The organism is Microbacterium sp. Y355 (assembly GCF_059445345.1).
Window position 1 is genome coordinate 1842793 of record NZ_JCAIUD010000001.1, and the last position, 26152, is coordinate 1868944.

The window sequence follows — 26152 nt, forward strand, 5'->3', positions numbered from 1 at the left end:
TTTGCGGGGGCGAGCCGCCGGTTCGCCCCCGCCCGTCATCGACATCAGAGGTAAACAAGGAGTGGAAATGTTCGTGTTGCAGGACCGAGTGGCCGGAGTGCTCGCCGGCGCCGCAGTGGGAGACGCACTGGGAGGTGCCACCGAGGGCTGGACCCCCGAACAGATCGAGGAACGCCACGGCGGTCGAGTCGAGGGGATCGTCGGCCCATTCCTCGCCGATTGGAGGACGGCGCGACCGATCGCGCCGTACCACAAGGGCGACGGACATGTCACGGATGACACCCTCATGACGCACGCACTCGTGGAGGTGTACGCCAAGCGGCGTCGCCACCTCGATGCGTACGACGTCGCCGGGGATCTCGTCCCGCTCATGATCGGTGAGCGTCGCTGGGTTCCAGAGCTCGAGGACGAAGCGCTCATCCTGCAGCGCGTCTTCCTCGCCGAGAAGTGGATCGTCGCGAAGCTGCACTACGGCCACGCAGACCCGCGTGAGGCAGGCGTCGGTAACATCGTCAACTGCGGCGCCACGATGTACATGGCCCCCGTCGGGCTCGTGCACATCGGTGATCCGCGCGGTGCATACGCCGAGGCCATCGATATCGCCGGAGCACACCAGTCGTCCTACGGACGCGAGGCCGCGGGCGTGTTCGCCGCAGCCGTAGCTGCTTCCGCAGCATCCGGCGCGACCATCGCTGACGTGCGCGCAGCAGTGCTCGACGTCGCGCACGACGGCACCGCCGCGGCGATCCGCGCCGTGTTCGATGCGGTCGACGCTTTCACCGCGGCCGGAGGGTCGGATGATCCGCGCGACCTCGCTCGCGTCGTGCGTGCCGCAGTCTCCCCGTTCGATACCGTGGGCGACCAGTACCGCGCTCCTGCAATGGATGCCCGACTACCCTCTCGCACCAAATCGATCGAGGAACTTCCTGTCGCCCTCGGCTTCGTCGTCGCTCGAGATGGCGACCTGCGCGCGGCGGTACTCGACGCCGTCAACTACGGCCGTGACTCCGATTCGATCGCGACAATGGCCGGTGCCATCTGCGGTGGCCTTCATGGCCAGGATGCCGTGCCGAGCGAATGGGTCTCGGGCGTCACAACGGCCAGTCGACTCGATCTCGACGGCGTCGTGACCTCGATGACAGAGGTCGTTCGCGATGTCGCACGAGCGGATGCCGACCGCGCAACGCAGCGAGTGGCAGCACTTGCAACAGTGCTCGGCCAGGAGGGCGCGGCGTGAGATTAACCTGGGCGCAGCCGGAAGACCTGGTCCCCGCAGAATTCGCCGCTCTCCGCGAGCAGGGCGTCGCCGAGAGCGATATCGCCCCTATCGAGCAGCGATGGGCAGATGCGGGCGGCTCGACTCAGCTCGCACCATCTGGCGCAAGCGCTACGCCTGCTCCCCCAGAGGTGCGCGCACTGGCGCGCACGGTGCTCGATGAGTTGCAGCTCTTGCAGGCGCCGAGTGTCGATGAGCCGGACGAGTGGGCCGATATCGTCGCGCTCCTCCCTGCCACGACGTCGCCTGGTGCGGCATCCGTGGCGTTCACCCGCGTGCATGGGGCGTGGCTCGGCCGGTCCGCGGGATGCGTGCTCGGCAAACCCGTGGAGAAGATTCCGCGCGAGGGCATCGAGCAGATCGCGCGCGCCACCGGGAACTGGCCGATCCAGAGATATTTCACGGCGGTCGGACTCCCCCAGGACATCGCGCAGCGCTGGCCGTGGAACCGTCGCTCTGCGCCGACCTCACTCCTGGAGAACATCGACGGGATGCCTGAGGATGATGACCTCAACTTCCCGATCCTCGCACTCGATCTGCTGGAAACACACGGCGCGAGCCTGACGACCGAGCACGTCGCAGAAGCCTGGCTGGGGGCACTTCCTGCGGGCCGGGTCTTCACCGCCGAGCGGGCGGCGTACCGGAACATCCTCGACGCGCGGACCGTGCCGGACACGGCGAAGCATCACAACCCGTTCCGCGAATGGATCGGGGCTCTCATCCGCGCCGACGTGCACGGTTGGGCGCATCCAGGTGATGTGCGCGCTGCTGCCGCATCGGCATGGACCGATGCGCGGCTAAGCCATACCCGCAACGGCATATACGGAGAGATGTGGGCGGCAGCGCTGTGCTCGGCATCGCTGATTGCCGTTTCAGCCGATGAAGTGCTGGATGCTGCCGACACGGTCGTGCCGCCAGCCTCACGCCTCGCCGCAGCCGTGAGGCTCGGACGCGAAACCGGGCGCTCCCTCGCCGCGGGCGCGCTGACTGTGGAGTCGGCGCTCGACTCGCTGCACACTGCTTTCGACGGGATGCACTGGGTGCATACGCTCAACAATGCGGCGCTCACAGCCTGCGCTCTTCAGGCGTACGGCGACAATTTCGGCGCAGCCATCGCGTTCGCGGTGGCCGGCGGCTGGGACACCGACTCAGTCGGGGCAACCGTCGGGTCCGTCGTCGGTGGGCTCGTGGGCGCTGACGGAATTGGCGAGGCATGGACCGCACCGTTGAAGGACCGCATCGCGACTTCGATGCCCGGTGGCGCCGAGAGATCCATCCGCGAACTCGCCGAACGTACGCTTCGTCTGTCTGAAGGAACGTCATGAGCGTTGTCATCGTCGGCAGCATCAACCAAGATGTCGTCGCGCGCGTAGGCCGGATTCCTGCCCCGGGCGAAACGGTGCTCGCATCCTCGATGGTGCGCACGGGCGGAGGAAAGGGCGCCAACCAGGCTGTCGCTGCCCGTCGAGCAGGAGGAGAGGCCGTAGCCTTCGTCGGGGCCGTGGGCACTGACCCGGACGGTGAGAGTCTCCGTGCCGCGCTCGTCGCCGACGGCATCGACGTTTCCGGGCTGTCGCAGGTCGACGGGCCGAGCGGCATGGCACTCATCTCGGTCGATGACACCGCGGAGAACGCCATCGTCGTCGTGCCCGGCGCGAACGCAGCGGCCACTGCTCTGACGCCAGCACAGCGTTCGGTCGTGGCAGCGGCGCAGGTCGTGCTCACCCAGCTGGAGATTCCGATCGCACTGGTGTTGGATGCCGCGGCCACTCGCGGCCCGCAGGCATGGCATCTGCTCAATGCCGCACCGTCGGCGCCGTTCGTGACAGCAGGAGCCGCACTACTCCCCTCTGTTGATGTGCTCATCGTCAACGAACACGAGGCTCTCGACGTCGCAGGTGTCAACGATCTCGCGGCGGCCGTCGCTACGCTCGCACCTCGTGTGCGCGCGCTCGTCGTGACCCTCGGTCGGCACGGCTCGCTCATCGTGTGCGGTGACGAGCGGGTCGATGTTCCTGCTTACGCTGCAGACGCGGTCGACACGACCGGAGCCGGAGATACATTCTGCGGGATGTTCGCCGCCACCCTCGCGGCATCCGGCCGCGCACCGGAGAGCGTCGATGCCGCGTTGCTCGCAGGCGCCGCTCGCGCAGGGGCAGCAGCCGCCGCGATCGCGGTCACCCGTCCCGGCGCACAGGATGCAGTCCCCTTTGCGTCCGAGGTCGCCGAACTATTGGAAAGGACGCACGCATGAGCGGCGGCTTCGATCCCCTCCACCCGCGCGAACTGGACCTGCCCACTCGAATTCCACTCGACGTCGATCTCGCCACGGGAGATGCGGCCATCGCACTCGATGACGCGAAGATCTTCGCGGCACCAGCTGACGTAGCTGACCTCGACGTGTGGCGCACGCAGCTCACAGGGTGGCGCGACGGCGCCCGGCGACGCCACGGCGAGCCGGCACGGTACGACGATCCGGCATCGCGCTGGGCTAGCCGTTGCTTCACCGTGGCGCAGCTCTGGCTGTGGGACGAACTGTTCTTCGACTTCGAGACGCAGCGCTTCACCCCCGAACGTTTTCTCGCCGATGCCCGAGAGCGCTTCGGCGGTCTCGATGGCGTCGTGTTGTGGCACGCGTATCCGGTTATCGGCATCGACGACCGCAATCAATGGGACTTCTACGACGTGCCGGGGCTTGCCGACGTCGCTGCAGAGCTGCGCGCCGCCGGCGTCGCGGTGTTCCTCGACTACAACCCCTGGGATACCGGCACCCGCCGCGCAGGCGGTGACGCCGACGAGCTCGCCACGACCGTGCGTCGTCTCGGTGCGGATGGCGTCTTCCTGGACACTCTTAAGAAGGCGGATCCCGAGCTTGTCGCCGCCCTCGACGCGGCTCGTCCAGGCATCGGCCTCGAAGGCGAGTCGAAGCTTGCGACCGAGCGGATTGCCGACCACACGCTCTCCTGGGCTCAGTGGTTCGCCGACTCCGATGTCCCCGGCGTCCTTCGCGCTCGGTGGTTCGAACGCCGACACATGCAGCATCACATCCGCCGCTGGCACCGCGATCACGCCGCCGAACTCCGATCAGCCTGGCTCAATGGCGTCGGGGTCATGGTGTGGGAGGTCGTCTTCGGTGCGTGGGTCGGCTGGAATAGCCGGGACGCCGCGACGCTGCGTCGGATGCTCCCCGTTCAACGCGGATTCCACCGCTGGCTCATCGAGGGAGAGTGGACGCCGCTCACCGTTCTCGACGGCGCGGTCGTCGGATCCACCTTCGAGCTCGACGGCGTGACGCTACTACTTCTCGCCAACACGTCGAACGACGACGCCACGTACGTTCCCCCCGGTACGGGGTGGACGGCGCTGCACGCAGGCGACACCGCCGATGCGATCACCGTCCCCGCAGGAGGAATCGCCGCGGCCGTGCAGGTCGGCGACGGAGCCACATTCCCGGACGAGTTCGAGGCAGCGCAAGCGGCACTCGCCGGCGAGACCGCTCGCCGCGACGCCTCATTCCCGCACCGCAGGTCACGACGCCTGACCGCACCCCGGTGGGATGGTCCGGTCACGCCGGTCGAATCGGCGTCAATCACTCCCGTCACGGTACCCGCCGGCGAGTACACGCTCACTGTAAGGTTCCGGATGCGTGAGACCGGGATGTACGACGGCGCACCGTACGTCGACGAGTGGAAGCCGCTCCCTCCTCGTCTGCACGATCAGCGCACCCTCGACCGAACGGTGGTCGTCGGGCAGCCGGTTCATGTCGCCACCACAGAGGTGAGCGAAGCCGAGTACGCCCGGTTCCTCGACGCGATCGGCGAAGTCACAGACGCCCGTGACCCCGAACGCCCTGCGGCGAATGTGACGTTTGCTCGTGCCCGCGAGTACGCGGCCTGGGCCGGCGGCCGGCTTCCGACCGAGGACGAGTGGCAGCTCGCCGCAGTCCAGCCAGGCTTCGGCCGACGCACGCCCGAGGTCTGGAACTGGACCGAGTCGGAGCATTCGGACGGTCGCACCCGGTTCGTCATGCTCAAGGGTGGCAGCGCACATCGCAGTGAGGGCTCGGACTGGTACTTCGACGGCGGCGTGAAGCCGCCTGAGTTCAGCGCAAAACTGCTGTTGCCCGGGCTCGGGCAGGATGCATCGCCTTCGATCGGATTCCGTATCTGCAGAGACGGCCGACCGTGAGTGCGCTCGACGGCCTGAAGGTCGTGGACGCCTCGACGCTGTTCGCCGGCCCGATGGCTGCGATGCATTTGGGTGACATGGGCGCCGAGGTCATCAAGGTCGAGCATCCGAATCGGCCCGATCCTGCGCGCGGCCACGGACCGAGCAAGGACGGACAGAATCTCTGGTGGAAGACCCTCGGGCGCAACAAGCGCACCGTGGCGATCGATCTGCACACCGACGGCGGTCGCGATGCGTTCCTTCGGCTCGCCCGCACCGCCGACGTCGTGATCGAGAACTTCCGCCCCGGCACACTCGAGCGATGGGGGCTCGACTACGCCGCGCTCTCCGCGGAGAATCCGGGGCTGGTGCTCGCCCGCGTGACCGGCTTCGGACAGATCGGGCCGTACCGGCGCCGACCGGGTTTCGGCACTCTTGCCGAGGCGATGAGCGGGTTCGCGTCGTCTACAGGTGAGCCGGATGGTCCGCCGACTCTGCCTCCGTTCGGGCTCGCAGACGGGGTCGCATCGCTCGCGACGGCGTATGCGATCATGGTCGCACTGCATGCCCGCGATCGTGACGGCAAGGGCCAGGAGGTCGACGTCGCCATCATCGAGCCGATCCTGGCGATGCTCGGCCCTCAGATCACCCGATGGGATCAGCTGGGCACAGTACAGCCGCGAACCGGCAATCGCTCCGTCAATAACGCACCGCGTAATGCGTACCGAACGGCCGATGACTCATGGGTCGCAGTGTCAACGAGCGCGCAGTCCATCGCCGAACGCGTCGTCGCCCTCGTCGGCCGACCGGAGCTTGCTGACGAACCATGGTTCGCGACCGGGGCGACCCGCGCCGAGCACGCTGACCTTCTCGATGACGCCGTCGGCTCATGGATCGCCCAGCATTCTCGCGACGAGGTCATCGCCGCGTTCGAGGCTGCGGATGCTGCAGTCGCGCCGATCTACGATCCGTCCGACATCGTCGCCGATCCGCAGTTCAACGCGCTCGGCACCATCCACCGCATACATGACCCTGATCTCGGCGAGATCGCTATGCAAGGTCCGCTGTTCCGTATGTCACGCGATGACGCGACGATCGCATTCACCGGGCGCCCGCACGGCGCGGATACCGACGCGGTGCTTATCGAGCTGGGATACTCGGACGACGAACTCGCGGCACTGCGCGAGGAAGGAAGTATCGGATGACTCGCTCCATCATCGTCGCGCTCTATGCGCCGGCTGATCGACCGGAGCGCTTTGAGAAGGCACTGACCTCAGGTGCGGATGCCGTCGTCATCGACCTCGAGGACGCTGTCGCGGCGTCACACAAGACCGAGGCCCGCGCCGCCCTGCTCGACTTCGCGGCGGCGTGGGAAGTTCTCGGCGAGCGTGCACCCGCCGTGCAGGTGCGAATCAACGGCATCGGATCGTCCGCGCACGAGGCCGATCTCGCCGCCGTCGCCGACCTGCCGTCCGCGTTCGGCGTTCGTTTGCCGAAGACCCAATCGGCCGAGAATGTCGCCGCCGTCCGCGCCGCCGCACCTGGTCGCGCGGTGCATGCCCTCCTCGAGTCGGCGCTTTCGATCGAACGCGCGTTCGAGATCGCCTGCTCTGGGGTTTCGTCGATCGCGACCGGAGAGGCCGACCTGCGCGCGGAACTCGGCGTTCCCGCTGGCTCGGATGGCGAGGCGGGGCTGGCCTGGTCACGCGGCCGCATCGTCAATGCCGCAGCCGCGGCCGGTCTCCCGTCTCCGTTGATGGCCGTCTACGCCGATGTGTCCGACATCAACGGTCTGGAGGCGAGTTGCCGCGCCGGTCGCGCTCTCGGCTTTGCCGGTCGCACCGCTGTGCATCCACGCCAGCTCGATGTCATCCGCCGTGTCTTCACGCCGAATGCCACGGAGATCGACCGAGCTCAGCGCATCGTCGACCGTGTGCGTGCTGCCGCCGCCGACGGCACCGGAGCCTTCGCGCTCGAAGACGGGACCTTCATAGACATCGCAATGGTCCGTGCAGCCGAACGCGTGCTCGCCGCCGGTGGGAATCCATCGGCGCAGAAAAGCGACACTCCGCCCTAACTGGACGTGCCATCGAGCTTCTCCTCGACGAAGACATCCTCGATCTCGAGTTCGTCGTCCAGCTGTGCACGAATCCACGATTCGGGGAACTGACGCGGCGCGACAAAAGACAGCAGAACCGCGTCGGGCAGCACGGTTATCGAGTGCACCTCGAGATCCAGCCGCAGGTCGGTCTTCTCCGCGATCGCGTCGGGATCGCCGACGGCATCCTCAATCTCTTCCGCAATGCGATCGAGGACCGCCCGCCAACGCGCCTCGGGAAAAGCAAGCACCCGCGACACCATCTCCACGAGCCCGCGAACGTCGATGTCATCGTCGTCGGCCTCCTCAAGATCTGGGTCGACATGCACTGTCACGGCGTTGCCTGCCGTCTCGAAGTGTGCCCGTCCGGAGACGAATCCATCGTCGATGGACGGCTCGTCGAGGAGCCCTTCGGCGGAGAGTCGGCGTTGGAGGTCGCTAAGGATGATCGCGGTCACGAATCAATTCTCTCGCGATATCGAATGGTTAAGGCGTGGATCTGTCGGCTCAAAGGTCGAAGAGGCCGCCAAAGGGCACGTCATCATCGCCCGTATCACGAGGATCGAATTGAACGGTCTCGACAGACACCACGACTTCAGTGCTTGAGGAAACGAGAACGCTCACCGCGCGATTGCCCACGACCACGAAGTCCACGAATTTCCCAGTGGACTGCGCGGCGACTTCGACCTGCCGCTTCAGGTTTTCGAGGTCCTGACCCTGCGCCAGGAAGAAGCTTCCACCATTCACAGCAATCTGCGTGCGCACCATCGTCTGCATCTCGTCCATCCGGAGACCTTACCCTTTCCTCGCCCGCCATCGGCCACCCTGCTCAGGTCATTCGTCCGAACGTCGCATCGATATCGGCCATCTCCATCGCCGCAGTGGCTTCGATGAGCTTCCGAAGTTCGTCATCGGCTCCCGGCGAGTACTCCTCGAGTCGTTCGGGTGAGATGGTCATCGGAACTCCCGACGGCGCCTGCTCACTCGCGTCGAGAACCGTCCCGTCATTCGAGGGCGATGCTCCCTGGAAGATCTTCCCCGCCTCGGACTGCGCCGTCAGGTCGAAGGAGTACTGCTTGCTCTGCAGCCCTAGGTCGAGGAGCGCCTTGACCTCAGGGAACTGCTCGGCATTCGTCTTCGGGATGGGCAGCGAAGTACGCCAGTTCACTCCGAGCGTTTCCAACGCCTTCGCATACGCGTTCTCGTGCGCCTGATCTCGAACGATGAGATAAGAGATCGTGCTGCGGGCGGTCTTATTGTCGGTCATCTCGTAGAGGCGGCACTTCTGCAAACGGCCGGTCGATTCGAGCATGAGGTTGTAGAGCAGGTCGAGGACGAGGTTGCCCGAATTGTAGACGTAGCTGCCCATCCACGGATTGCCCGCAGCATCCACGGGAAGTGCCCCCTGTGCGCCAACGAGGTAGTGGTGGATGTTGCTCGTATCCAGCGCGATGCTCAACGGAGTGGCTCCGCCTGCAGCCGGCTCGTCGACCGGATCAGTGGGCTTTCCCTGGTAGCGCGGGGATCCGTCGAGTAACCGCGAGATCGTCGTCCCGATCAGTTCGACGTGGCTGATCTCTTCCGTACCGATGCCCTGGATCAGGTCCTTGTACGGCTTACCGTTCGGACCGCGGAAATTGATGCTTTGAAAGAGGTACTGCATCATCGTGCGCATCTCGCCGAATTGTCCACCAAGGCCTTCTTGCAGCGCGTTCGCTGCCGCGGGATCCGGCTCGTCCTGAGCGATCTCGTTGATGAACTCTTGCACGTGAAAATACATTGCTTGCCTCCATGATCTCGTTGCGCCGCTGCCGGATGGCTTCCGAGCGTGTCTACTCGACAGGTTTACGCCCCACACGAGCGGTGGCGTTCGGGGGTTGCGTCAACGGGCAACATGTGGGATACGTGCGAGCGAATCGCTACTTGCTCCGGCGGCAAACGTCAAGGAGGTTCTTTCGCGACATCGATACCCGCAAAATGCTGGTATCCCCAGGAACGGAGTGACTTGTGTCCACCATCGCCATCGCCCCAGACGCTGTCCGTCTGCCCTTCGCTTCGCGCGGACCACTCAGTAACGCCGTAATGCGTCACCTCACCGGCTCGCGCGAAGGCCTTGATCATGGCGCCTTTGCAGCTCGCGCGGTCGCTGAGACTTCTGACATCTTCAGGGACGAAGACATCCAACTCGCCCTATTCACGTTGTACGCATCCGCCTATGGATCGGTCGATCAATTCGCATCGGATCTTGAATGGGACCCACAGCTGATCACAACGCGACGAATCCTAGAAGAGCGCTTCGAAAGCGATCTCCGCGCGGCCGTGCAGATACCGGATCTCCCCGATCCTGCGATCGATGCCGTCGCCAGATCGCTGTTCGCGCTCACCAATGACGACTCCGGGCCGAGCCTGTCGCGCTATGTGGCCAAGAAGGCGACGGTGGAGCAGGCGCGCGAATTCCTCGTGCAGCGATCTGTGTACACCTTGCGCGAAGCAGATCCGCACTCCTGGGCGATCCCCCGCTTGCACGGTCGCGCCAAAGCAGCGCTCGTGGAGATCCAAGCCGACGAATATGGGGGTGGGCGAGCTGATCGCATGCACGCCACGATCTTCGCTGCTTCGATGCGGGGTGCCGGACTGGACGACTCATACGGCAGCTACGTCGACGTGGTCCCGGCTGTCACCCTCACTTCGCACAACACGATGTCGATGTTCGGTATCAACCGACGACTCATCGGAGCGATCGTCGGCCACCTCGCCGCATTCGAAATGACATCCTCCATTCCGAACCGCATGTACGGCGATGGCTTTCGACGACTTGGTTTCGGCGAAGACGTCACTGACTACTTCGACGAGCATGTCGAAGCGGACGCCGTGCATGAACAGATCGCAGGCCGTGATCTCGCCGGCGCACTCGCCGAGGACCGGCCCGACCTGCTCAAGGACATTATGTTCGGCGCGGCCGCGTGCCTGACCGTCGATGGTTGGGTAGGGGCGCACATCCTCGACGCATGGTCGAACGGAGCATCATCATTGCGGACAGGAGGCGCACGATGAACACGGAGCGCGCGACGATCACACCTTATCCGGATGGCCCCCTACTGCTCCGCGGCGACGTTGAGCTTCGAACCCCAGACGGCGAGCCCATAAAGCGCAGTCGCCGCACCGTGGCCCTGTGTCGGTGCGGCTTGTCCACGATCAAGCCGTTCTGTGACGGGACACACAAGGCAGCCAATTTCCGCACAGAAGAGTGACGTCGACTACGTCCCTCCGTCATCCGCTCTTTCACCGGTCCTCCGGAAATTCGAAGAGAATTGTCCGCATGAACGACATGCTCCGAGCCGCCGTGTGGTGGATATGGGACTACGCGTATGCACTGGTATGGCAGACGCGAGCGCTCTTCAACCGAACCGCCCCCTCTTCCTTCCTGATCGGTAATGGGGTTCCCATCATCGTGCTGCCCGGAGTTTTCGAAACCTGGAAGTTCATGCAGCCGCTGGTCGAGGAGATGCATGCCAGGGGCCACCCTGTACACATCGTGGAGTTACTCCGACGGAACCATCGACCGATCGCGGAAATGGCCGAGGAGGTCGCGTCTTACCTGCAGGCCGAGAATCTCAAGGACGTTGTCCTGGTAGCGCACAGCAAAGGAGGCCTCGCGGGAAAGCTGGTGATGGTCGGTGCTGCCGGAAGCCGAGTGCGCGGCATGCTCGCCATTGCGACACCTTTCGGTGGGTCTCGATATGCGCGTCTGATGGTCGGCCGCACGCTGCGCGCATTTTCTCCCACTGACCCGGAGATCGTTAGCCTCACCCGGAACACAGCCATCAACAGCAGGGTCATCTCAGTTTATGCCCGCTTCGATCCCCACATTCCTGAGGGCAGTGAGCTCCCGGGGGCCAAGAACGTCCTGCTCGACACGGGCGGCCACTTTCGTGTGCTCGCGCATCCCCGAGTCCTCGCGGAGCTCACTGCTATCTGCAAATAGCATCTATGTGAACACGACGACTAATTGTCAATGGGCGATGCGAAACTGCCTTTGGCTGTCAACCTGGTTCCCACCGACCAAAGGAAACGCGATGTCAGAGTTGAACATGTCAGCAGACGGAAGTGACGACCGGACTCCCGAAGAAGGAGACCTGAACGTCGATGACGGCATGACGGATGAGCAGAAGCGCCACGACCAGTTGACCTCGGCTCCCGACGCCTCGGAAGACGACGCGGCTCCGCGAATTGAGGTGACCGAGCGCAACGGCGTCACGCGAGTCGATATGGCGAAAGACACGCCAGTTCGCCCGGGCCCCGGTCCCGGCATGCCCGAAGCGGATGCTCTACCGTCCGACGAATAGTCCGCCCTCAGCGCGATGCAATTTCCGAGAGGAATGTCCGCGTGCTCTGCGCAATCTCCTTCGACAGGACGTGGTGCAGGTAGTGGGGTGCATCGAGGACCTCGATCTGACCATAATCGACGCTTTCCACTTGCTTACGGTGGATCTCCACCCAGCCCGTCACGCCGGTATCAATCGAGCTGACGAAGTCCAGCACTGGCAGGTCCGCGGGAAAGGTCTTGCCGCTGGCCGCGGCGAAGTTCGTTGACTTGTGCCGCATCTCATCCACCATCGTTGATGCAGTGGTGTTCTTCATCGTCAACAGCCCCATCTGTTCTTTTTCCTGCTCGCCATACGGGAATCCCTCGTAAGCGTCACCCGACATCGCCGTGAGGACACGCATGATCCCGAGGTCGCCCAGCGTGGCTATGAAGTCCGCCGGAAGCGGGTCCTCTGCGCCCGCCTGATCAGGGACGCTATTGTCGATGCCGATGAATGCGATGAGGTCATCGGGATATGCGCTGCTGTAGGTGAGTGCATAGATTCCTCCGACCGAATGCGCCATCAATACGAAACGGTCGACACCGAGGTGCTCGAGCGCCTCATGCATCTCCCCCATGATGTTCTCCGCGGTGCGCGCCGTGTCGGTGCCGTCGCTGAGACCTGTGCCAAAAGGCTCGACCACGATGACGCGATAGTCGCTCTGCAGCTCCTGGACTAGGGGCGCGAAGTCGAGGCCGGGTGCGGCGGTCCCTAGCCCGGGAATGAGCACGATGGTCTCCTCACCTTCGCCGGCGATGACGACGTTCATCTCCTTGCCATCAACAGGCACGAGCTGCCCGTATGGCAGGATCCTTCCCGCTTCCATACTCGTTGCGACGACATTCACGGTGAAGGTCGTCGCAACGGCCAGGACTGGTACGGCGATGATTACGCCTACGCCGATAAGGATGGATTTGGTGATCTTGCGCATGGATGCCGTTCGAGTCGAGACGCGCACAGTAGCGCGCAGAGGGTGTCCGACAAGACCATCAGGTGCGCGGAACACCCGGAAGTGTCACCGCGTCACGATCCTTCGTGACAAGTGTCACCCGAACGGCGCGACTTTCTTCAGTCGCGCCCGGCCTCAATGATCTTCTGCGCCAGCAAAACCGGGTTCGTCAACATCACCTCGTGACTTCCAGGGAGCTGAACGAGGCGAGCCCCCATGAGCCGACCAGACATACGAGGGTGCCACCCCCACTCGCCGGGCGGGAGAGCCGTGTCTTCCGTGCAGTTGATGAAGCTGCGTCCCACCTGCGGCAACGTGGCGTAGAAGCGGTCCAGCGGCAGCTTCTCGAGCATCGGAGCGAAAGGTTCCGAAGACAGCAGATCGAATGTCGACTCGGCGAACTCGAGCGTCGCATCCTGGATGAAGTTCTCACGCCAGATCGAGAAGGGCAGACTGACCGTGCGATCAGGTGACGTCTCCGCCAGGTACGCGAAAAGCTCTCGGTAATGTGGCGGCGCCTCATCCATGAGGGAGTTCCCGGCATCCGGTACGAACGCATTCCAGAAGATCAGACGACGGATGCGATTAGGGATCTCCTCGTACACCCGGGCAATGACCGTGCCACCGTAGCTGTGACCGAGAAGAATAATCTCCGAGAGCCCTGCGCTGACAATCGCATCGACGATCGAGGCGACTGCGTCTGCATGGGTGGCCGACTTGTCTCCGTCCTTACCGTGGCCGGCGACCGTCGGAGTGAACACATCATGCCCGGCGTTGCGCAGTTCAGCCGCAACGGGTTCCCACATCGAGCCGTCATGCCAGGAACCATGGACAAGTACGTAAGTAGCCACTGCTGTGTCTCCATTTCATCGGGTGTTCTTCGGACCTAGCGCTGCAGCCAGGCGAGTACCGCCAGCACACGGCGATGCGCCGATCCAGAGCCGTCGAGGCCCAGTTTGCTGAAGATTGATGTCGCGTGTTTCTCAACCGCCCCAACGCCGATGACAAGGCTTTCCGCGATGCCGGCGTTGGTGCGGCCTTCCGCCATCAACGCGATGACTTCGCGTTCCCGAGGGGTGAGAGCTGCGAGCGGATCCCGACGGCGTCCGAGGAGCTGGCGCACGACCTGCGGGTCGAGCACGGTCCCGCCGTCGGCAATCCGCGCGACAGCATCCTTCAATTCGTCGATTGATGCGAGCCGGTCTTTCAGGAGATAGCCAAGACCTGTGTCTCCGGCGGCGAGCAATTCCACCGCATAGGTCTCTTCGACGTACTGGCTGAGCAACAGGATGCCCACATCCGGGTGCCGGTGGCGCAGCTCCAGGGCCGCACGCACCCCCTCGTCTCGAAAGGTCGGCGGCATCCGTACGTCGAGCACGGCGAGGTCGGGCTGCAGCTCCGCCACCTCGGCGAGCAGGGCATCCGCGTCGCCGTAGGCTCCTACGGTCTCGTACCCTGCCTCGTCGAAGAGTCTGATGAGACCTTCGCGCAGCAGGAGAGAGTCTTCGGCCAAGACGATTCTCACCGCCGTGCGATCGTCATCCCTCTGGCCTGCCATCCGATCAAGATACCGTGCCCGTTGTCGCCTCATACGGGATGCTCGCCGAGATGACGGTTGGACCGCCTGCCGGACTCGTGACGTGGAGGCTGCCGCGGAGGCCATGGATCCTCTCACGGAGGCCGGCCAGGCCGCGCCCTTCTGCCACTTCCGCTCCCCCGACGCCATCATCGGAGACGACGATCGACAGCACGTTTCCCGCACCGGCAATGGCCCTGGTCGAGTCGACGGTGAGCTCTGCCCGCGATGCGGATGCATGTTTGGTCACGTTCGTGAGAAGTTCAGCCACCACGAAGTATGCGCTGCGCTCGACCTCTGGCGGCAGCGCCTGACCGGTGAGTGTCACCGTTGTGGTCACGGGAACTGAGCTGCGTCCGGCAAGCGAATCGATCGCAGCGGCAAGGCCGCGGTCTTGCAGGATCGGCGGTGCGAATCCGCGGGACAGCTCACGCAGCTCTTCAAGCGTGTCGCGAGATTGCTGCATGGCGCCATCGAGTAGCGTGCGGGCGGCTTCCGGATCGCTCTCAAGCTTGCGCCCTGCACTGGCCAGATCAAACTGCAGCCGCACGAGCCGCTGCTGAGGCCCGTCGTGGATGTCGCGCTCAAGGCGGCGCAGCGAGTGGTCCTCGGCTGCGACGGCCGCACCACGCGACGCGCCGAGGTCGGCGACCTCTCGCTCGAGCGCCTCTGAGCGGAATGCGCCGAGCACACCTACCGCGAGTCCCTGATGCAACAGGATGAGACCCCTGGCCACCCACGGCAGCGTCGCCAGGAAGACGACGCCGGCTATCGCGTACAGCACGCTCTCTCCATAGAAGCGCCCGACGTAGCTGTCTGCCATCTGGAACTCGGGGAAGAAGAACCGGAGCACGACGTCATGCAACCAGACGTCTTGCTCGCTCTGCGGGAGGAATCGACCCCAGAACCAGTAGCTGACACCACCGACACCCACGGCCACCCACACGAGGCTGACGGCCCAGGTGAATGTCCCGAGGATAAATCCGAGCAGCAGGGTGTGCAGCAGATAGAGCCAATAGTGAGCGTTGCTGAAGAGACCACGGAACCAGCCGCTCAGGCCCGGACGGCGAACGGCCGGCTCCCAGCGTGGACGAGCGATGGCCGGAAGCCCGGCCCAACTCAGCCTGGTGAGTTCTAGGGTGCCGAAGGCCCGGGCAACGAACAAGCCGGCAACGAAGATGAAGAGGCCGATCCAAATGATCAGGGTTGCAATCCCGACGGCGAAGAGCACCCACCCGATCACGAGCCCGACCGTCACGATGGGGAACGTGAGCAGCAGGAAGCCCAGCTCACGCGGTACGGACTGCCACAGCCTGCCGTAGCTAGAGCCGCGCTTCGGGCGTTCGATGGGCGGTGAAGAAGTCACGTGTCCCAGCGTGTCAGAATCGCTACCAGCTTGGGCATCGAGCAGGAAGTTGGTCATGAATCAATCCTCGCTTCGTCTGGTTCGATCAGCCAGCGGGCCAGCATCCGATTCTTCACGGGGGTTATCCCCCCTGGGTGCTGCCGCTCATCGGCAACACCTCAGGGATCGCCGTCAGCGGTCTGCTGCGCGGGCGATGACGATGGCGAGGTCTGCAGGTCGGCTCCACATCGGCCAGTGCCCGGTCGGAAGATCGATAATTTCGAGATCACTGAGCGTGGCGGTTTCCGCCATCATCGGGTGTCCTTCACGAGCCATCTGCATCAACGCTTCGGAGGGGAAGGAGCAGGCGATGATCGTCGACGGCACATTTCGTCGGGCCTCGTTCTCGAGATGAACCGGTGCGCGCATGACGGTTGCGGGCTCCGGAACCGCTCGCTGACGAAACCGGTCGAGGTCTTCCTCGCTGAGCCCATCAAGGCTGGCCCCCAGCTCCTCGAACGGCGGCAGCGCCATCTCTTTCTGATCTGGGGGCACCGACGCATCGACGGCAGAGCCGCTGGCGGACGGTCCACTATCGACGTAGACGATTTGAGCGACCGCGGTGGGATTCAGATCCAAGAGAACGGATGCGGGAGCTCCGGCGCCGCTGTGAACGACGAGGACGACCTCCAAGCCGGCACCACCAGCGGCAGTCACCGTCGCGCGCAGATGGTCGACCTGGTCGGCAAGACTCTTTGTTGTCCGATCAGAGTCGTCAGGGTCGAGGCCTGGCAGAGTCACGGCGATGACGCGGTGGCCGAGGTCGCGTAGGTGATTCGCGACGGCATCCCAGGCCCATCCGCCCAGCCAATAGCCGGGGACGAGAACGAATGATTTTTTGGTGGGGGTGAGCGTCTTCATGTCTTCATATTCCCCCTGCCACAAGACAACTGGATGTCACTATTACAGTCACTATTTCTGAGATAGTGGCAGAGTGAACCGAACCGAACGTCTGCATTCGCTGACTGAGTCGCTGCGTCGAGCCGGCACTCGTGGCCGCACTGCGCAGCAGCTCGCAGACGAATTCGAGGTGACCGTCCGCACGATCAAGCGTGATCTCGAAGCCCTCGGGGCGGGCGGCTTATCAGTCTGGGGACGAACCGGTCCTGGTGGTGGCTACGGCCTGACGGAGCTATCCTCGCTACCGCCGGTGAATCTCACGGCGGCACAAGCTCTAGCCCTCGCCGCCGCGGTGTCGGCGACTGCTCAGGCGCCGTTCTCTGATTCGGCACGCGCCGCGATCCGCAAAGTGCTGGACGTGTTGGATCCTGCAGCCCGCCGTCGGGCGGCTGAATTGTCCAGCCGGGTGTGGGTCGACGTCGGCCCGTCCGCTCAGCGACGAGTGATGTCGGCGCTCGAACAAGCCACGGTCGACCAGGTCACTGTGAATATCGTCTACATCGACGCCAAGGGCCAGCGCACGCGACGAGAGGTGGAGCCGATGATCTTCGCCCTCACGGGCGGACGGTGGCTGCTTGTTGCTTGGTGCAGATTGCGAGATGACGTCCGTTGGTTCGACTTGACCAGGATCCAGAGCGCAACAGCCACTCGCCGTTCGTGCACCGGCCACTCGATCGACGAGATCGGCACCCCTCCCGAACGGGCGCGTCCGATTGGTGTCTGACCGACATCTCCGATCACGGCAGGAATCGATGTTCTGGCGGATCAGACGAAGCGATCCGTCAGAGCTGCGACCTCGTCGAACTTCTTCTTGATATCTGGCAGCGAAGCCGTGCCGTCTCGATACGACTGTTTGGACATGTCGACGTTGCCGAAGCGCAGACGGCCGGAGTCGCTATCAACGACGTCCGCGACGACCAGTTCGTGGGTCTCGCGAATGGCGGATCGCCGGCTGATCGGCGGTCAGCTCTTCTTCAGTTCCTCCGCGAGCATCACGAGAATGCCACTGGGGCCACGGAGGTACGTGAGTTTGTAGACGTCCTCGTAGGTAGCGACGCCACGAAGCGGATGACACCCGTGCCGCGCGGCTATCGCCAGGGCTTCGTCAATGTCGTCGACGGAGAATGCGACGCGGTGCATGCCGATCTCGTTGGGGAGAGTCGGTGTCGACTCGATCGCGTCGGGGTGGATGTACTCGAAGAGCTCAAGGCGACCGTGACCGTCTGGGGTCTGGAGCATCGCGATCTTGGCATGGTTGCCATCCAGGCCGACGGCTGTGTCTGTCCATTCGCCGCTGACCGTGTCCCGCCCGATAACCGTGAGCCCGAGGTCGGTGAAGAAGGAGATCGTTGCTTCGAGATCGCGAACGGCGATGCCGACGTTCTCAAGTTTGATAGCCATGCGTTGCATGCTACCGAGCCGGCCGATTCGCCGCATCCGGGTAGTTTGAGCGCATGACAGATCTGACCGCGGACGCTCACGTTCACAGCGAGTATTCGTGGGATGCCGGTTCTGACCCGTCTTCGGCTGGTGCCATGGGTCGAATCTGCGCGCAGGCCTCTCGAATCGGGCTGCCAGCGCTCGTCTTCACGGAGCACCTTGATCTGGAGGATTTTTGGCGCGTCGACGCCGGAGATATCGGTGAATACGGCCAGCGCTACGTCGACGAATCCGGGTACGTGAGACTCCCCCCGTTCGATTTCGAAGGATACCTAGAGGCAATTGACCGTTGTCGTCACAAGTACCCAGACCTCCGCATCCTTACTGGGGTGGAATTCGGGCAACCCCACCTGTGGGACAGCAAGGCCACTGCTCTGCTATCGAGCGGGCTGATCGATCGCGTAAACGGTTCTTTGCACATGCTCCCGTCCGATGGCCAGGATCGAACGGAGCCAACAACCCTTTATCGCCATCGACCAGCGGATGAAGTCATGCGGGCGTACCTCGAAGAGATCCCACGAATGGTCGCTGGCTCAGATTCGTTTGCTGTCTTCACGCACATCGATTACGCGGCCCGCTCCTGGCCAGTTCTCACGGCAGGGCCTTTCAATCCGCGACCATTCGAAGACGGGTTTCGGGTGGCAATGCGCGCGATCGCTGATTCTGGCAGGGCGTTGGAGATGAACACTCGACGACTTGAGCCGTGGATTCCGCAGTGGTGGGCAGAGGAAGGAGGGCGCGCGGTGTCGTTCGGCAGCGATGCTCATGGCCCGGCCACACTCGCGGCGAACTTTCCGGAGGCCATGTCAATGGTCGAAAGCTTCGGCTTCCGACCTGGGTCGACCCCTGAAGGCTTCTGGACCCGCTGAGATGCGAGAATCGGCAGGTGTCTCGCTCTGAACCGTTGTCCCGGCGCTTCGGGGGCACCGGATCACAGGTTCAGCGTGATCTCTGCTCCCTCACGTAGCTGGGCAGCCAGTGTCTGGTAGGCCTCGGACTTCTTGGTGTTCACGGCCTGTTCCACGATCTGCGGTTTCACCTCTTCGAACGGCGGTAGCGCCTCGCCACCGGACTGCTCCTGCTGGGCGGCAGCCTGGTCGTAGAGTTCGAGGAGCTCCTCCTCGGTCGGTTCCGCGTCTCCGACCTCCTCGGTAAGAAGACGGTCCACTCTCTGCTGCATCTCCAGCTCAGCGAACACTTCCTTCTCACCCATGCCCTGTTCCTTCAGCGCCGCGAGCAGAGCATCCGTCGACTCCATCTGGCTGGACGTAGCAAGCTGCTCCAGCGCGGAATCGAGTTCCTCCTGTGTTATTTCGATCTTGCGCTCGTCTGCTTCCTGCACGAGGAGCTCGGTGTCAACCATCGCTTCCGCCGTCTGCGTGCGCAACTGATCCTGATCGATAGCTTCGCCGGTCTGCTGCGCTTGAGACTGCGATTGCGTGAACTGCATCTCATAAAGACTGACGAATTCGTCCTTGGTGATCTCTACGCCGTTCACCTCCGCGACCACGTCAGGGACACCCTCCACATCGGGTTGTTGAGACGAACCCTCCTGCTGACTGCTCTCGGGGGCTGGTTCCTCTGAACTGGTGCTGCTGCATCCGACGAGACCAAACAGTGCGACTGCCACGCCCAGCCCTACCCAAATTTTGCGACTCACTCAATCGTCCTTTCGCTGGGGAGCGACGCTAACAGCACGACCTGAACGGCAGATCAATCGGGTGGGCGGCGGTCGCTCTGAGTTGCCGCAGACGCTGAAGAAGCGACATCCCCCGACTGCGCGCAATCTCGTAGCCACGTCACCAAATCGTTTCGAGCGGCGCCGTCGATGTGACGCGAACTGGCCGGCATCTATTGCTGGTGGGACGGGCGGACGAGGATCTCGTTTATTGCGACTCTCGCTGGCCTGGTGATGATGTATTCGATAGCGGAGGCGATGTCGTCGGGGTGAAGGATGTCCTGATCGGACGCCATGTGGTCGTAGAACGCTTGGGTTGCGTCTTGGAACGAGCCGAGTTCGGTGTCGACGAAACCGGGTTCAACCGCCGAGAATCGGAGCCCCGTGCCGGCGTACTCCTGCCGCCATGCGTCTGTCGCGGCAGTCACGGCGAACTTCGTTGCCGTGTAGATGGCCGTATTCGCTGCGATGACCCGGCCCGCAACGCTGCTGACGTTGATCACATCAGTGGGGCCGCCGTGTTCCGAGGCTGTGGTGAGGAGTCGCGGTAGGGCTGCTTTGGTCAGGTGCATCAAGCCGCGCAAATTGACGTCGATCATGCGTTCCCAGTCGTCCGCGGGCTGTTGCACGGAGTCACCAATGAGCATGAGACCCGCCGCGTTGACCAGAACGTCGAGTCGATCCGCCATGTCGATCGCCGCCGCGACGGCAGCTTGCGCGGTGTCGGGATGAGCGAGGTCGCCGTCCACAACCCTCACTGTTCGCTCGGCAGCGCCGAGGTGGGCGGCGAGTTGCTCGAGCCGGTCCTTGCGGCGCGCGACGAGGACGAGGTCATACCCGGCCGCCGCGAGTCGTTGCGCGGTGGCACGGCCAATGCCGCTCGACGCGCCGGTCACGATGGCGACTTTGTTCGTTGTGTGCGTAGTCATTCCTCCACTTTCCCGGCATTAGGTGCCGGGTGGAAGGTGACTTTTTAAGGGGGTGTCGGTGTCACCACCCAGGGGGCATTCGTCTCGGCAGCGTCAATGATCGCGGCGAACGCTTCGTATGCCGCAGAATCCTGCGCCGCGTTGTAGATGGTGAACCGAAAGTCTGCATCTGTCGGAGGAACAAGGACCTCGTAATGCACGTCGATGACGTGGCTGCCGAACTGGAAGCGTTTGGTTCCGCTGGTGTTGGCAGTGACATCGTGCTGTTCCCAGAGCTGCGCAAATCGATCGGATCCGTGGAGGCGCTGTATGAGACGGTCAAGTGCCACATCGTCCTGCCGCCGCGTCACGCCGTAGCGGAGTGTTGCGACCATGCTCTCGGCCACCTCATCCCAATCCGGATGCGTCACTTCAGCGTGAGGGTCCTCGAACACGTACCTGGCAAGGTTCCAGTCGTGTTGCCCGCCACTGATTACCCCGCCCATGAGCGCGTCTGCGATGCGGTTAATGGCAAGCACGTCCATACGGTGATCGACGATGAATGCGCCTTGAGTGCGCATCCCCTCGACCAAGTCGCGAAGGCCACCCCGTAACTTTTCCGTGCCCTTCGCCGGTTCGTCGTAGCGTGTCAGGCGGGTCAGATACGAACGCTCCGAGGCATCCAGATCAAGCGCATCGCTGATCGAGGCGAGCACTGCGACGGACGGTCGGAGGTCCCGCCCCTGCTCGAGCTGCGTGTAGTAGTCGACGCTGACGTTTGCGAGAGCCGCGACTTCTTCGCGCCTCAGGCCCGGGACCCTGCGCCGGCTGCCCGCGCCGAACCCTACCTTCTCGGGGTCGATTCGAGCGCGTCGTGACTTCAGGAACGACCGCACATCCTCGTTGGAACTCACATCGACAAGCTACGCGAGATTCGGTGGATAAAGGCCAACTGCCTCATCGATCAACTCGCCAAGCTGACTGGCAGGGATGACGCCGCAGTTGACGAGGCCGGCGAGGCCTTGGAGAGTGGCGAGGAATACGAATGAGACTCGTTCCGGCTTCCGGCCCCGCAGTAGATCTTGGGTCCCGCTGCTTTGGAACACGTGCAGAATCGGAGCAAATGCGGCCTCGGCATTCTGGCCCACAGCTTCACTGCCTGCTCCGTGTTTATGAGCGAACATCAGCTCGACGAGGTTCGCTTCGGAGGTCGCGAAGTCGAGGTAGACGCGCGCGATCGAACGAAGCTGTTCGTGAAAATCGGACGATGCCTCGACAGCTTCATTCAGTCGGGTACCGAGCCGAACGAAACCCTCGACAGCCAGGGCATCGAGAAGGTCTTGCCTGCCGGCGAAGTACCGGCGCGGGGCGGCATGGGTGACGCCGATCGTCGCGGCCAGTTCGCGCAACGACAGTTCAGAGACTCCCCGGTCACGCACCACGATCGCCGCTTGATCGAGCACGGCCCGACGAAGATTGCCGTGGTGATACGGACGGGAAGTCGTCATACGCGCAGTCTATCAATGATGTATCCGTTGACAAGATTGTTTCCACTGGTTACATTAACGTCATGTCTAAATTGACTTCACCTTCTCAGATACCAAATCAGACCGGCCGCACCGTCATCATCACCGGCGCCAATAGCGGGATCGGCCGGGCGGCGGCAGCCGCGCTGGCTTCCAAAGGAGCGCGAGTCGTCCTCGCCGTGCGAGATCAGGACAAGGGTCGAGCTGCGGCCGCCACGATCGATGGTGAAGTCGAAGTCCGCCCGTTAGACCTCGCGTCGCTAGCGTCGATTCGGGACTTCGCCGCCGGCATCGACAGCGCAGTGGACGTACTCATCAACAACGCCGGCACGATGACCGACTCGCTACAGCACACCAAGGATGGCTTTGAGACCCAGTTCGGGGTCAATCATCTCGGGCATTTCGCGCTGACGAACCTGCTGCTTGACCGTGTCACTGGCCGTGTCGTGACTGTGTCGTCATCCGCACACCGCACCGCGCGGATCGACTTTGATGATCTGCAGTGGGAGCGGCGCGCGTTCAAGCCGTTCGGCGCCTATGGACAGTCCAAGTTGGCGAACCTGCTGTTCACCGCTGAGCTGCAGCGCCGCCTGACCGCTGCCAGCTCACCGGTGATCGCCACCGCCGCCCATCCCGGCTGGGCGTCTACCGGATTCCGGATCACGAGCGGGAACCGGGCTCTCGATGTTCTGTCGGCGATCAGCACGCCTCTGCTCGCCCACGGCCCCGAGGGCGGCGCACTTCCCACTCTGTTGGCGGCGGTCGGAGACCTGGGCGGCGGCACCTTCGCGGGGCCGAGCCGTTTCGGCGGAGTCCGCGGACCGGCCGCGGTGGGTGCGCCGTCCGCCGCCGCACAGGATCCAGACACGGCCAGACGGCTTTGGGAAGTCTCCGAACAGCTCACTGGAGCACGCTTCCCTCTCAGCACCCGGTCAGTCGCCTCAGAGTAGGAGTCACGCTGTCAGGACCGGACCGCCGCTGCCCGCACGGGCGACCGCTCCGGCCCTGGCGATCAGCGGCGACGAAGCGAAAGTCGACCTCGACGGCGCGCCACGATCAGAAGCACCGCTGTCGCCACCGAGCACACCAGGACGGCGATGATGCTGGCTTCTGGTCCGAAACTTCCCCCGGAGAGCCATGCCGGCCCGCTTGTCACGGCAGTGACAAGGGAATCGCGCGGCTCAGAGCCGGAGGTCACGGTGCCGAAGATGCCCACCGTCGCAAAGTTCCAGCCGAAGTGCAGGCCGATGGCCAACCACAGCGACCCGGTCGCGAGGTAGGCAGCGCCCAACATGAGTCCGGCTTCGATCGTGATCACAACCGCACCCCACAGCGAGGCGCCCGGGTTGAGCATGTGGACGAGTCCGAAAATGATCGCCGAGGCGCCGAGCGCCACGACTGCGCCCCATCGACCTTGGATGAGTCGGAACACGACTCCCCGGAAGAACACTTCTTCCGAAACGGCGACCGCGCACATCGTTCCGGCGACGGCCAACGCACCGGCCAGTGACCCCCAGCCGGTGATCGTGTAGGCGCCGAAAAGCGCGAGAATGCCGATGGTCACCGCCGACAAAGCTAATCCGACCCCCGCGCCAATCAGCAGGTGACGGGTAGCGCCCTTCGCTGCGAGATCTGTCACCTGGCGACGTTCGACGCGTCGGCCTGTCCAGATGTACAGGTATGCCATCGCAATGGCCAGGACTGGTCCGATGATGAGCGCAGCCACAGGGTTGTGCAGCTCTGCGGCGATGGAGTTCGTGAGGAGCATCGCCACGGCGAAACCGACGACGACGACGGTCGTTCTGATCCAGGATCGAGTTCGGGGCCCCTCGATTCCGGGCTTGGCTGATGGCTTGAGATCCTGCGTGGATTTCGTCATTCTTGCTCCTTATCCCCTACTCGATTTCGGGGTGCGAGAATGACGTTACGGAGCTTGCGAACACGGCGAATCCCACGAGGGTGGACACTTGGGATCCCTCGCTCGGGGGACCCAAGTGGCATGGATACTAGCGATCCGCGCGGAGAGTCAAGACCAGGCGGCGAGTCCCGCTCTGTGCGCGAGGACGACAGCCTGCACCCGATCACGCACGTCGAGCTTCGTCAGGATACGTGACACGTAGGTCTTCACCGTCTCGTGGCTGATGACGAGCTGTGCAGCGATCTCTGCGTTCGATAGCCCCTCGGCGATGAGGATCAGCACTTCGCGTTCCCGCGCCGTGAGCGCTTCGAAGATCGCACCGCCCTGCGTCGAAGGTCGCAGCCGCTCACCGTAGCGTCCGATCAACGATCGCGTCACTGCCGGCGCGATCAGCGAGTCGCCCGCGGCAACGGTCCGAATAGCCGCCGTCAGCTCGGCGGGCCTGGCGTCTTTCAGCAGGAAGCCGCTCGCGCCCGCGCGTAGGGCGTCGTATACGAGTGAGTCCAGCGAGAACGTCGTGACCACGAGCACGCGCGCCGCGTCCGAGACCTGCGGCCCCGCTATTCTTCTCGTGGCTTCGATCCCGTCGAGAAGAGGCATACGGATATCCATCACTACGACATCCGGCTGCTCGCGACGGGTGACCCGTACGGCCTCTTCTCCGTCAGCCGCCTCGCCGACGACTATGAGATCGGGCTGAGCATCGATGATGGTGACGAATCCGGTGCGCACGAGCTCTTGGTCGTCGCAGACGACGACACGGATGGGCATGCTCGTCGAGTCCGCACTCATGCGGGAAGCCGCACACGCACGATGAACCGATCGCCGACCGGTTCGGCCTGCAGGTCGCCGCCCACGAGTTCCACGCGCTCACGCATCCCGATGATCCCCCGACCCCCCGACATCGAAGCCGCACTCTTGCGGCTGCGGCCGGAACTGACCACTTCAACCAGGATCTCACGTTCGCCATATTCGATCGCCACCGCTGCGGCACCGTCACGCGAGTGCTTCATCGCATTTGTGAGGCTCTCCTGCACGACCCGAACGACCACGAGTCCGGTGGCCCCTGTCAGCGGTCGAGGCTCGCCACGCTCCACGAGCTCGACCACCTGACCGGTCGAGCGGGCCCGGGTGACGATCTCGCCGACCTGCTGCTCGGCGGGCGCTCGCGTGATCTCAGCATCCCCCTCTAGAGCCCCGAGCAGACTGCGGAGGTCGACGAGCGTCGTTCTGCCCCCGTCGGCGATGGACGCAAGGAGATCCAGCGTCCCCTGATCGATATTCTGACGAAACTGACCGGCCTCAGCCTGCACGACCATCGCCGTCACATGATGAGTGACCACGTCGTGCAGCTCGTGTGCAATGCGCGCCCGCTCGGCCGTGATCGTCTCCCGTTCAGCTCTCTCAGTGCGGCCGCGACGCAAAGCGGCCTGCGATCGGAGCCACGAACCGAACATCCACAGCGCCGCCAGAAGCGCGCCGAAGACCAGTGCGTCGAGCACGGTGAGTGCGGCGTTGAGCGCGATCAGCGCCACGACGAGAGCGACGTACCCACCCAAGGCGAGCATCGCAGTTAGCATCCGATGCCGCTCGACCAACGCCCCCGCGCCCACCAGTGCAACGAGCAGACCGAGGGCAGCGAACGTCGTGGGGAACCCGAGCAGTTGGTACGCCGCGAACGCTGAAAAGGTCAATGCCAAGGACCATTGTGGCCATCGGCGCAGTAGCGCGACTCCGCCGCCCTGGATCACGATGAGCGATGCGCCGAGCAGATCGAGTGGTCGATCGGGCGAGGTGGCCAGCTCCAGCCCCTGCTGCGCCACACCCGGCACGAACGACAGGCCGACGAGAACGACCGCGGACAGTACGTCCCACTTGACACGAGTCAGGAGAAAGCGGACGACCCTCATCCTTGCATCGTACGCGGATGCAAGGATGAGTCTT

At 63.9% G+C, this 26152-nt stretch carries 29 protein-coding genes; 13 read left to right on the plus strand and 16 right to left on the minus strand.

Features of this window, described 5'->3' with window-relative positions; all coding sequences use genetic code 11:
- The first annotated feature begins 67 nt into the window (after window positions 1-67).
- From AC1C2O_RS08895 to AC1C2O_RS08920, 6 genes are read left to right on the plus strand one after another with little or no spacing between them, the layout of a single operon-like run.
- On the plus strand, window positions 68-1237 hold the full coding sequence (locus AC1C2O_RS08895; protein ID WP_495430070.1) for an ADP-ribosylglycohydrolase family protein: 1170 nt from the start codon (window positions 68-70) through the stop codon (window positions 1235-1237).
- Window positions 1234-2601, plus strand: a complete 1368-nt coding sequence (locus AC1C2O_RS08900; protein WP_495430071.1) for an ADP-ribosylglycohydrolase family protein — start codon at window positions 1234-1236, stop codon at window positions 2599-2601. The genes AC1C2O_RS08895 and AC1C2O_RS08900 overlap by 4 nt, the downstream gene beginning before the upstream one ends.
- On the plus strand, window positions 2598-3530 hold the full coding sequence (locus AC1C2O_RS08905) for a ribokinase (protein WP_495430072.1): 933 nt from the start codon (window positions 2598-2600) through the stop codon (window positions 3528-3530). The genes AC1C2O_RS08900 and AC1C2O_RS08905 overlap by 4 nt, the downstream gene beginning before the upstream one ends.
- Window positions 3527-5464 (plus strand): SUMF1/EgtB/PvdO family nonheme iron enzyme, encoded by a 1938-nt coding sequence (locus tag AC1C2O_RS08910; RefSeq protein ID WP_495430073.1) that lies wholly within the window; start codon window positions 3527-3529, stop codon window positions 5462-5464. Before AC1C2O_RS08905 ends, AC1C2O_RS08910 begins: the two co-directional genes overlap by 4 nt.
- Window positions 5461-6648: a CaiB/BaiF CoA transferase family protein gene (locus AC1C2O_RS08915; RefSeq protein ID WP_495430074.1), complete on the plus strand. Its 1188-nt coding sequence runs from the start codon at window positions 5461-5463 to the stop codon at window positions 6646-6648. Before AC1C2O_RS08910 ends, AC1C2O_RS08915 begins: the two co-directional genes overlap by 4 nt.
- Window positions 6645-7520 carry an HpcH/HpaI aldolase/citrate lyase family protein gene (locus AC1C2O_RS08920; protein ID WP_495430075.1) on the plus strand — a complete coding sequence of 292 codons (876 nt, stop codon included), beginning with the start codon at window positions 6645-6647 and terminating at the stop codon, window positions 7518-7520. The genes AC1C2O_RS08915 and AC1C2O_RS08920 overlap by 4 nt, the downstream gene beginning before the upstream one ends.
- Here the strand turns inward: AC1C2O_RS08920 and AC1C2O_RS08925 are convergent.
- The 3 genes from AC1C2O_RS08925 to AC1C2O_RS08935 are packed head-to-tail and all read right to left on the minus strand — an operon-like array spanning window position 7517 to window position 9321.
- Window positions 7517-7999, minus strand: a complete 483-nt coding sequence (locus AC1C2O_RS08925) for a cytochrome C5 (RefSeq protein WP_495430076.1) — start codon at window positions 7997-7999, stop codon at window positions 7517-7519. The genes AC1C2O_RS08920 and AC1C2O_RS08925 overlap by 4 nt on opposite strands.
- Window positions 8000-8048: 49 nt before the next feature.
- Window positions 8049-8327 (minus strand): hypothetical protein, encoded by a 279-nt coding sequence (locus AC1C2O_RS08930; RefSeq protein WP_495430077.1) that lies wholly within the window; start codon window positions 8325-8327, stop codon window positions 8049-8051.
- Window positions 8328-8370: 43 nt separating this feature from the next.
- Window positions 8371-9321 (minus strand): manganese catalase family protein, encoded by a 951-nt coding sequence (locus AC1C2O_RS08935; RefSeq protein ID WP_495430078.1) that lies wholly within the window; start codon window positions 9319-9321, stop codon window positions 8371-8373.
- Window positions 9322-9623: 302 nt separating this feature from the next.
- Here AC1C2O_RS08935 and AC1C2O_RS08940 point away from each other — a divergent pair, with 302 nt between their 5' ends.
- The 4 genes from AC1C2O_RS08940 (at window position 9624) to AC1C2O_RS08955 (ending at window position 11887) form a co-directional block, all read left to right on the plus strand.
- Window positions 9624-10595: an iron-containing redox enzyme family protein gene (locus tag AC1C2O_RS08940; RefSeq protein ID WP_495431713.1), complete on the plus strand. Its 972-nt coding sequence runs from the start codon at window positions 9624-9626 to the stop codon at window positions 10593-10595.
- Complete coding sequence (locus AC1C2O_RS08945) at window positions 10592-10792, plus strand: CDGSH iron-sulfur domain-containing protein (RefSeq protein WP_495430079.1); 201 nt, start codon at window positions 10592-10594, stop codon at window positions 10790-10792. Before AC1C2O_RS08940 ends, AC1C2O_RS08945 begins: the two co-directional genes overlap by 4 nt.
- A 68-nt stretch (window positions 10793-10860) precedes the next feature.
- A complete protein-coding gene (locus AC1C2O_RS08950) occupies window positions 10861-11526 on the plus strand; it encodes an esterase/lipase family protein (RefSeq protein WP_495430080.1) in 666 nt (221 codons plus the stop codon).
- Window positions 11527-11617: 91 nt separating this feature from the next.
- Window positions 11618-11887, plus strand: a complete 270-nt coding sequence (locus tag AC1C2O_RS08955; protein WP_495430081.1) for a multidrug transporter — start codon at window positions 11618-11620, stop codon at window positions 11885-11887.
- A gap of 7 nt (window positions 11888-11894) precedes the next feature.
- Here AC1C2O_RS08955 and AC1C2O_RS08960 read toward each other — a convergent pair whose 3' ends face one another.
- From AC1C2O_RS08960 to AC1C2O_RS08980, 5 genes are all read right to left on the minus strand, one after another.
- Entirely contained in the window at window positions 11895-12914 is a 1020-nt protein-coding gene (locus AC1C2O_RS08960) for an alpha/beta hydrolase (protein ID WP_495430082.1), read from the minus strand.
- A 62-nt stretch (window positions 12915-12976) separates the two neighbouring features.
- On the minus strand, window positions 12977-13708 hold the full coding sequence (locus tag AC1C2O_RS08965; protein ID WP_495430083.1) for an alpha/beta fold hydrolase: 732 nt from the start codon (window positions 13706-13708) through the stop codon (window positions 12977-12979).
- A gap of 35 nt (window positions 13709-13743) precedes the next feature.
- Window positions 13744-14415 (minus strand): response regulator, encoded by a 672-nt coding sequence (locus AC1C2O_RS08970; protein WP_495430084.1) that lies wholly within the window; start codon window positions 14413-14415, stop codon window positions 13744-13746.
- 4 nt (window positions 14416-14419) lie between these two features.
- Window positions 14420-15856, minus strand: a complete 1437-nt coding sequence (locus AC1C2O_RS08975) for a sensor histidine kinase (protein WP_495430085.1) — start codon at window positions 15854-15856, stop codon at window positions 14420-14422.
- 114 nt (window positions 15857-15970) lie between these two features.
- Window positions 15971-16699, minus strand: coding sequence for an alpha/beta fold hydrolase (locus tag AC1C2O_RS08980; RefSeq protein WP_495430086.1), 729 nt, complete (start codon window positions 16697-16699; stop codon window positions 15971-15973).
- A 73-nt stretch (window positions 16700-16772) separates the two neighbouring features.
- Here AC1C2O_RS08980 and AC1C2O_RS08985 point away from each other — a divergent pair, with 73 nt between their 5' ends.
- On the plus strand, window positions 16773-17462 hold the full coding sequence (locus AC1C2O_RS08985; RefSeq protein WP_495430087.1) for a helix-turn-helix transcriptional regulator: 690 nt from the start codon (window positions 16773-16775) through the stop codon (window positions 17460-17462).
- Window positions 17463-17701: 239 nt separating this feature from the next.
- On the opposite strand, the gene AC1C2O_RS08990 is transcribed toward AC1C2O_RS08985, so the two are convergent.
- A complete protein-coding gene (locus AC1C2O_RS08990) occupies window positions 17702-18139 on the minus strand; it encodes a VOC family protein (protein WP_495430088.1) in 438 nt (145 codons plus the stop codon).
- Between the two features lie 53 nt (window positions 18140-18192).
- Here AC1C2O_RS08990 and AC1C2O_RS08995 point away from each other — a divergent pair, with 53 nt between their 5' ends.
- Window positions 18193-19047, plus strand: coding sequence for a PHP domain-containing protein (locus AC1C2O_RS08995; RefSeq protein WP_495430089.1), 855 nt, complete (start codon window positions 18193-18195; stop codon window positions 19045-19047).
- 62 nt (window positions 19048-19109) lie between these two features.
- Here the strand turns inward: AC1C2O_RS08995 and AC1C2O_RS09000 are convergent, their stop codons facing one another.
- From AC1C2O_RS09000 to AC1C2O_RS09015, 4 genes are all read right to left on the minus strand, one after another.
- Window positions 19110-19838, minus strand: coding sequence for a SurA N-terminal domain-containing protein (locus tag AC1C2O_RS09000; protein WP_495430090.1), 729 nt, complete (start codon window positions 19836-19838; stop codon window positions 19110-19112).
- 191 nt (window positions 19839-20029) lie between these two features.
- Window positions 20030-20785, minus strand: a complete 756-nt coding sequence (locus AC1C2O_RS09005; RefSeq protein ID WP_495430091.1) for an SDR family oxidoreductase — start codon at window positions 20783-20785, stop codon at window positions 20030-20032.
- Window positions 20786-20829: 44 nt separating this feature from the next.
- The gene (locus AC1C2O_RS09010) at window positions 20830-21678 is read right to left on the minus strand and encodes a helix-turn-helix domain-containing protein (RefSeq protein ID WP_495430092.1); all 849 of its coding nucleotides are present in this window, start codon (window positions 21676-21678) and stop codon (window positions 20830-20832) included.
- Window positions 21679-21687: 9 nt separating this feature from the next.
- On the minus strand, window positions 21688-22272 hold the full coding sequence (locus AC1C2O_RS09015) for a TetR/AcrR family transcriptional regulator (RefSeq protein WP_495430093.1): 585 nt from the start codon (window positions 22270-22272) through the stop codon (window positions 21688-21690).
- Window positions 22273-22334: 62 nt separating this feature from the next.
- Here AC1C2O_RS09015 and AC1C2O_RS09020 point away from each other — a divergent pair, with 62 nt between their 5' ends.
- Window positions 22335-23240, plus strand: a complete 906-nt coding sequence (locus AC1C2O_RS09020) for an oxidoreductase (protein ID WP_495430094.1) — start codon at window positions 22335-22337, stop codon at window positions 23238-23240.
- Window positions 23241-23302: 62 nt separating this feature from the next.
- Here the strand turns inward: AC1C2O_RS09020 and AC1C2O_RS09025 are convergent, their stop codons facing one another.
- The 3 genes from AC1C2O_RS09025 to AC1C2O_RS09035 all read right to left on the minus strand — a co-directional run bounded on the left by AC1C2O_RS09025 (window position 23303) and on the right by AC1C2O_RS09035 (window position 26118).
- Entirely contained in the window at window positions 23303-24169 is an 867-nt protein-coding gene (locus tag AC1C2O_RS09025; RefSeq protein WP_495430095.1) for a CPBP family intramembrane glutamic endopeptidase, read from the minus strand.
- A 147-nt stretch (window positions 24170-24316) separates the two neighbouring features.
- Complete coding sequence (locus AC1C2O_RS09030; protein WP_495430096.1) at window positions 24317-25000, minus strand: response regulator; 684 nt, start codon at window positions 24998-25000, stop codon at window positions 24317-24319.
- Window positions 24997-26118 carry a sensor histidine kinase gene (locus tag AC1C2O_RS09035; RefSeq protein ID WP_495430097.1) on the minus strand — a complete coding sequence of 374 codons (1122 nt, stop codon included), beginning with the start codon at window positions 26116-26118 and terminating at the stop codon, window positions 24997-24999. Before AC1C2O_RS09035 ends, AC1C2O_RS09030 begins: the two co-directional genes overlap by 4 nt.
- Window positions 26119-26152 lie beyond the last annotated feature (34 nt).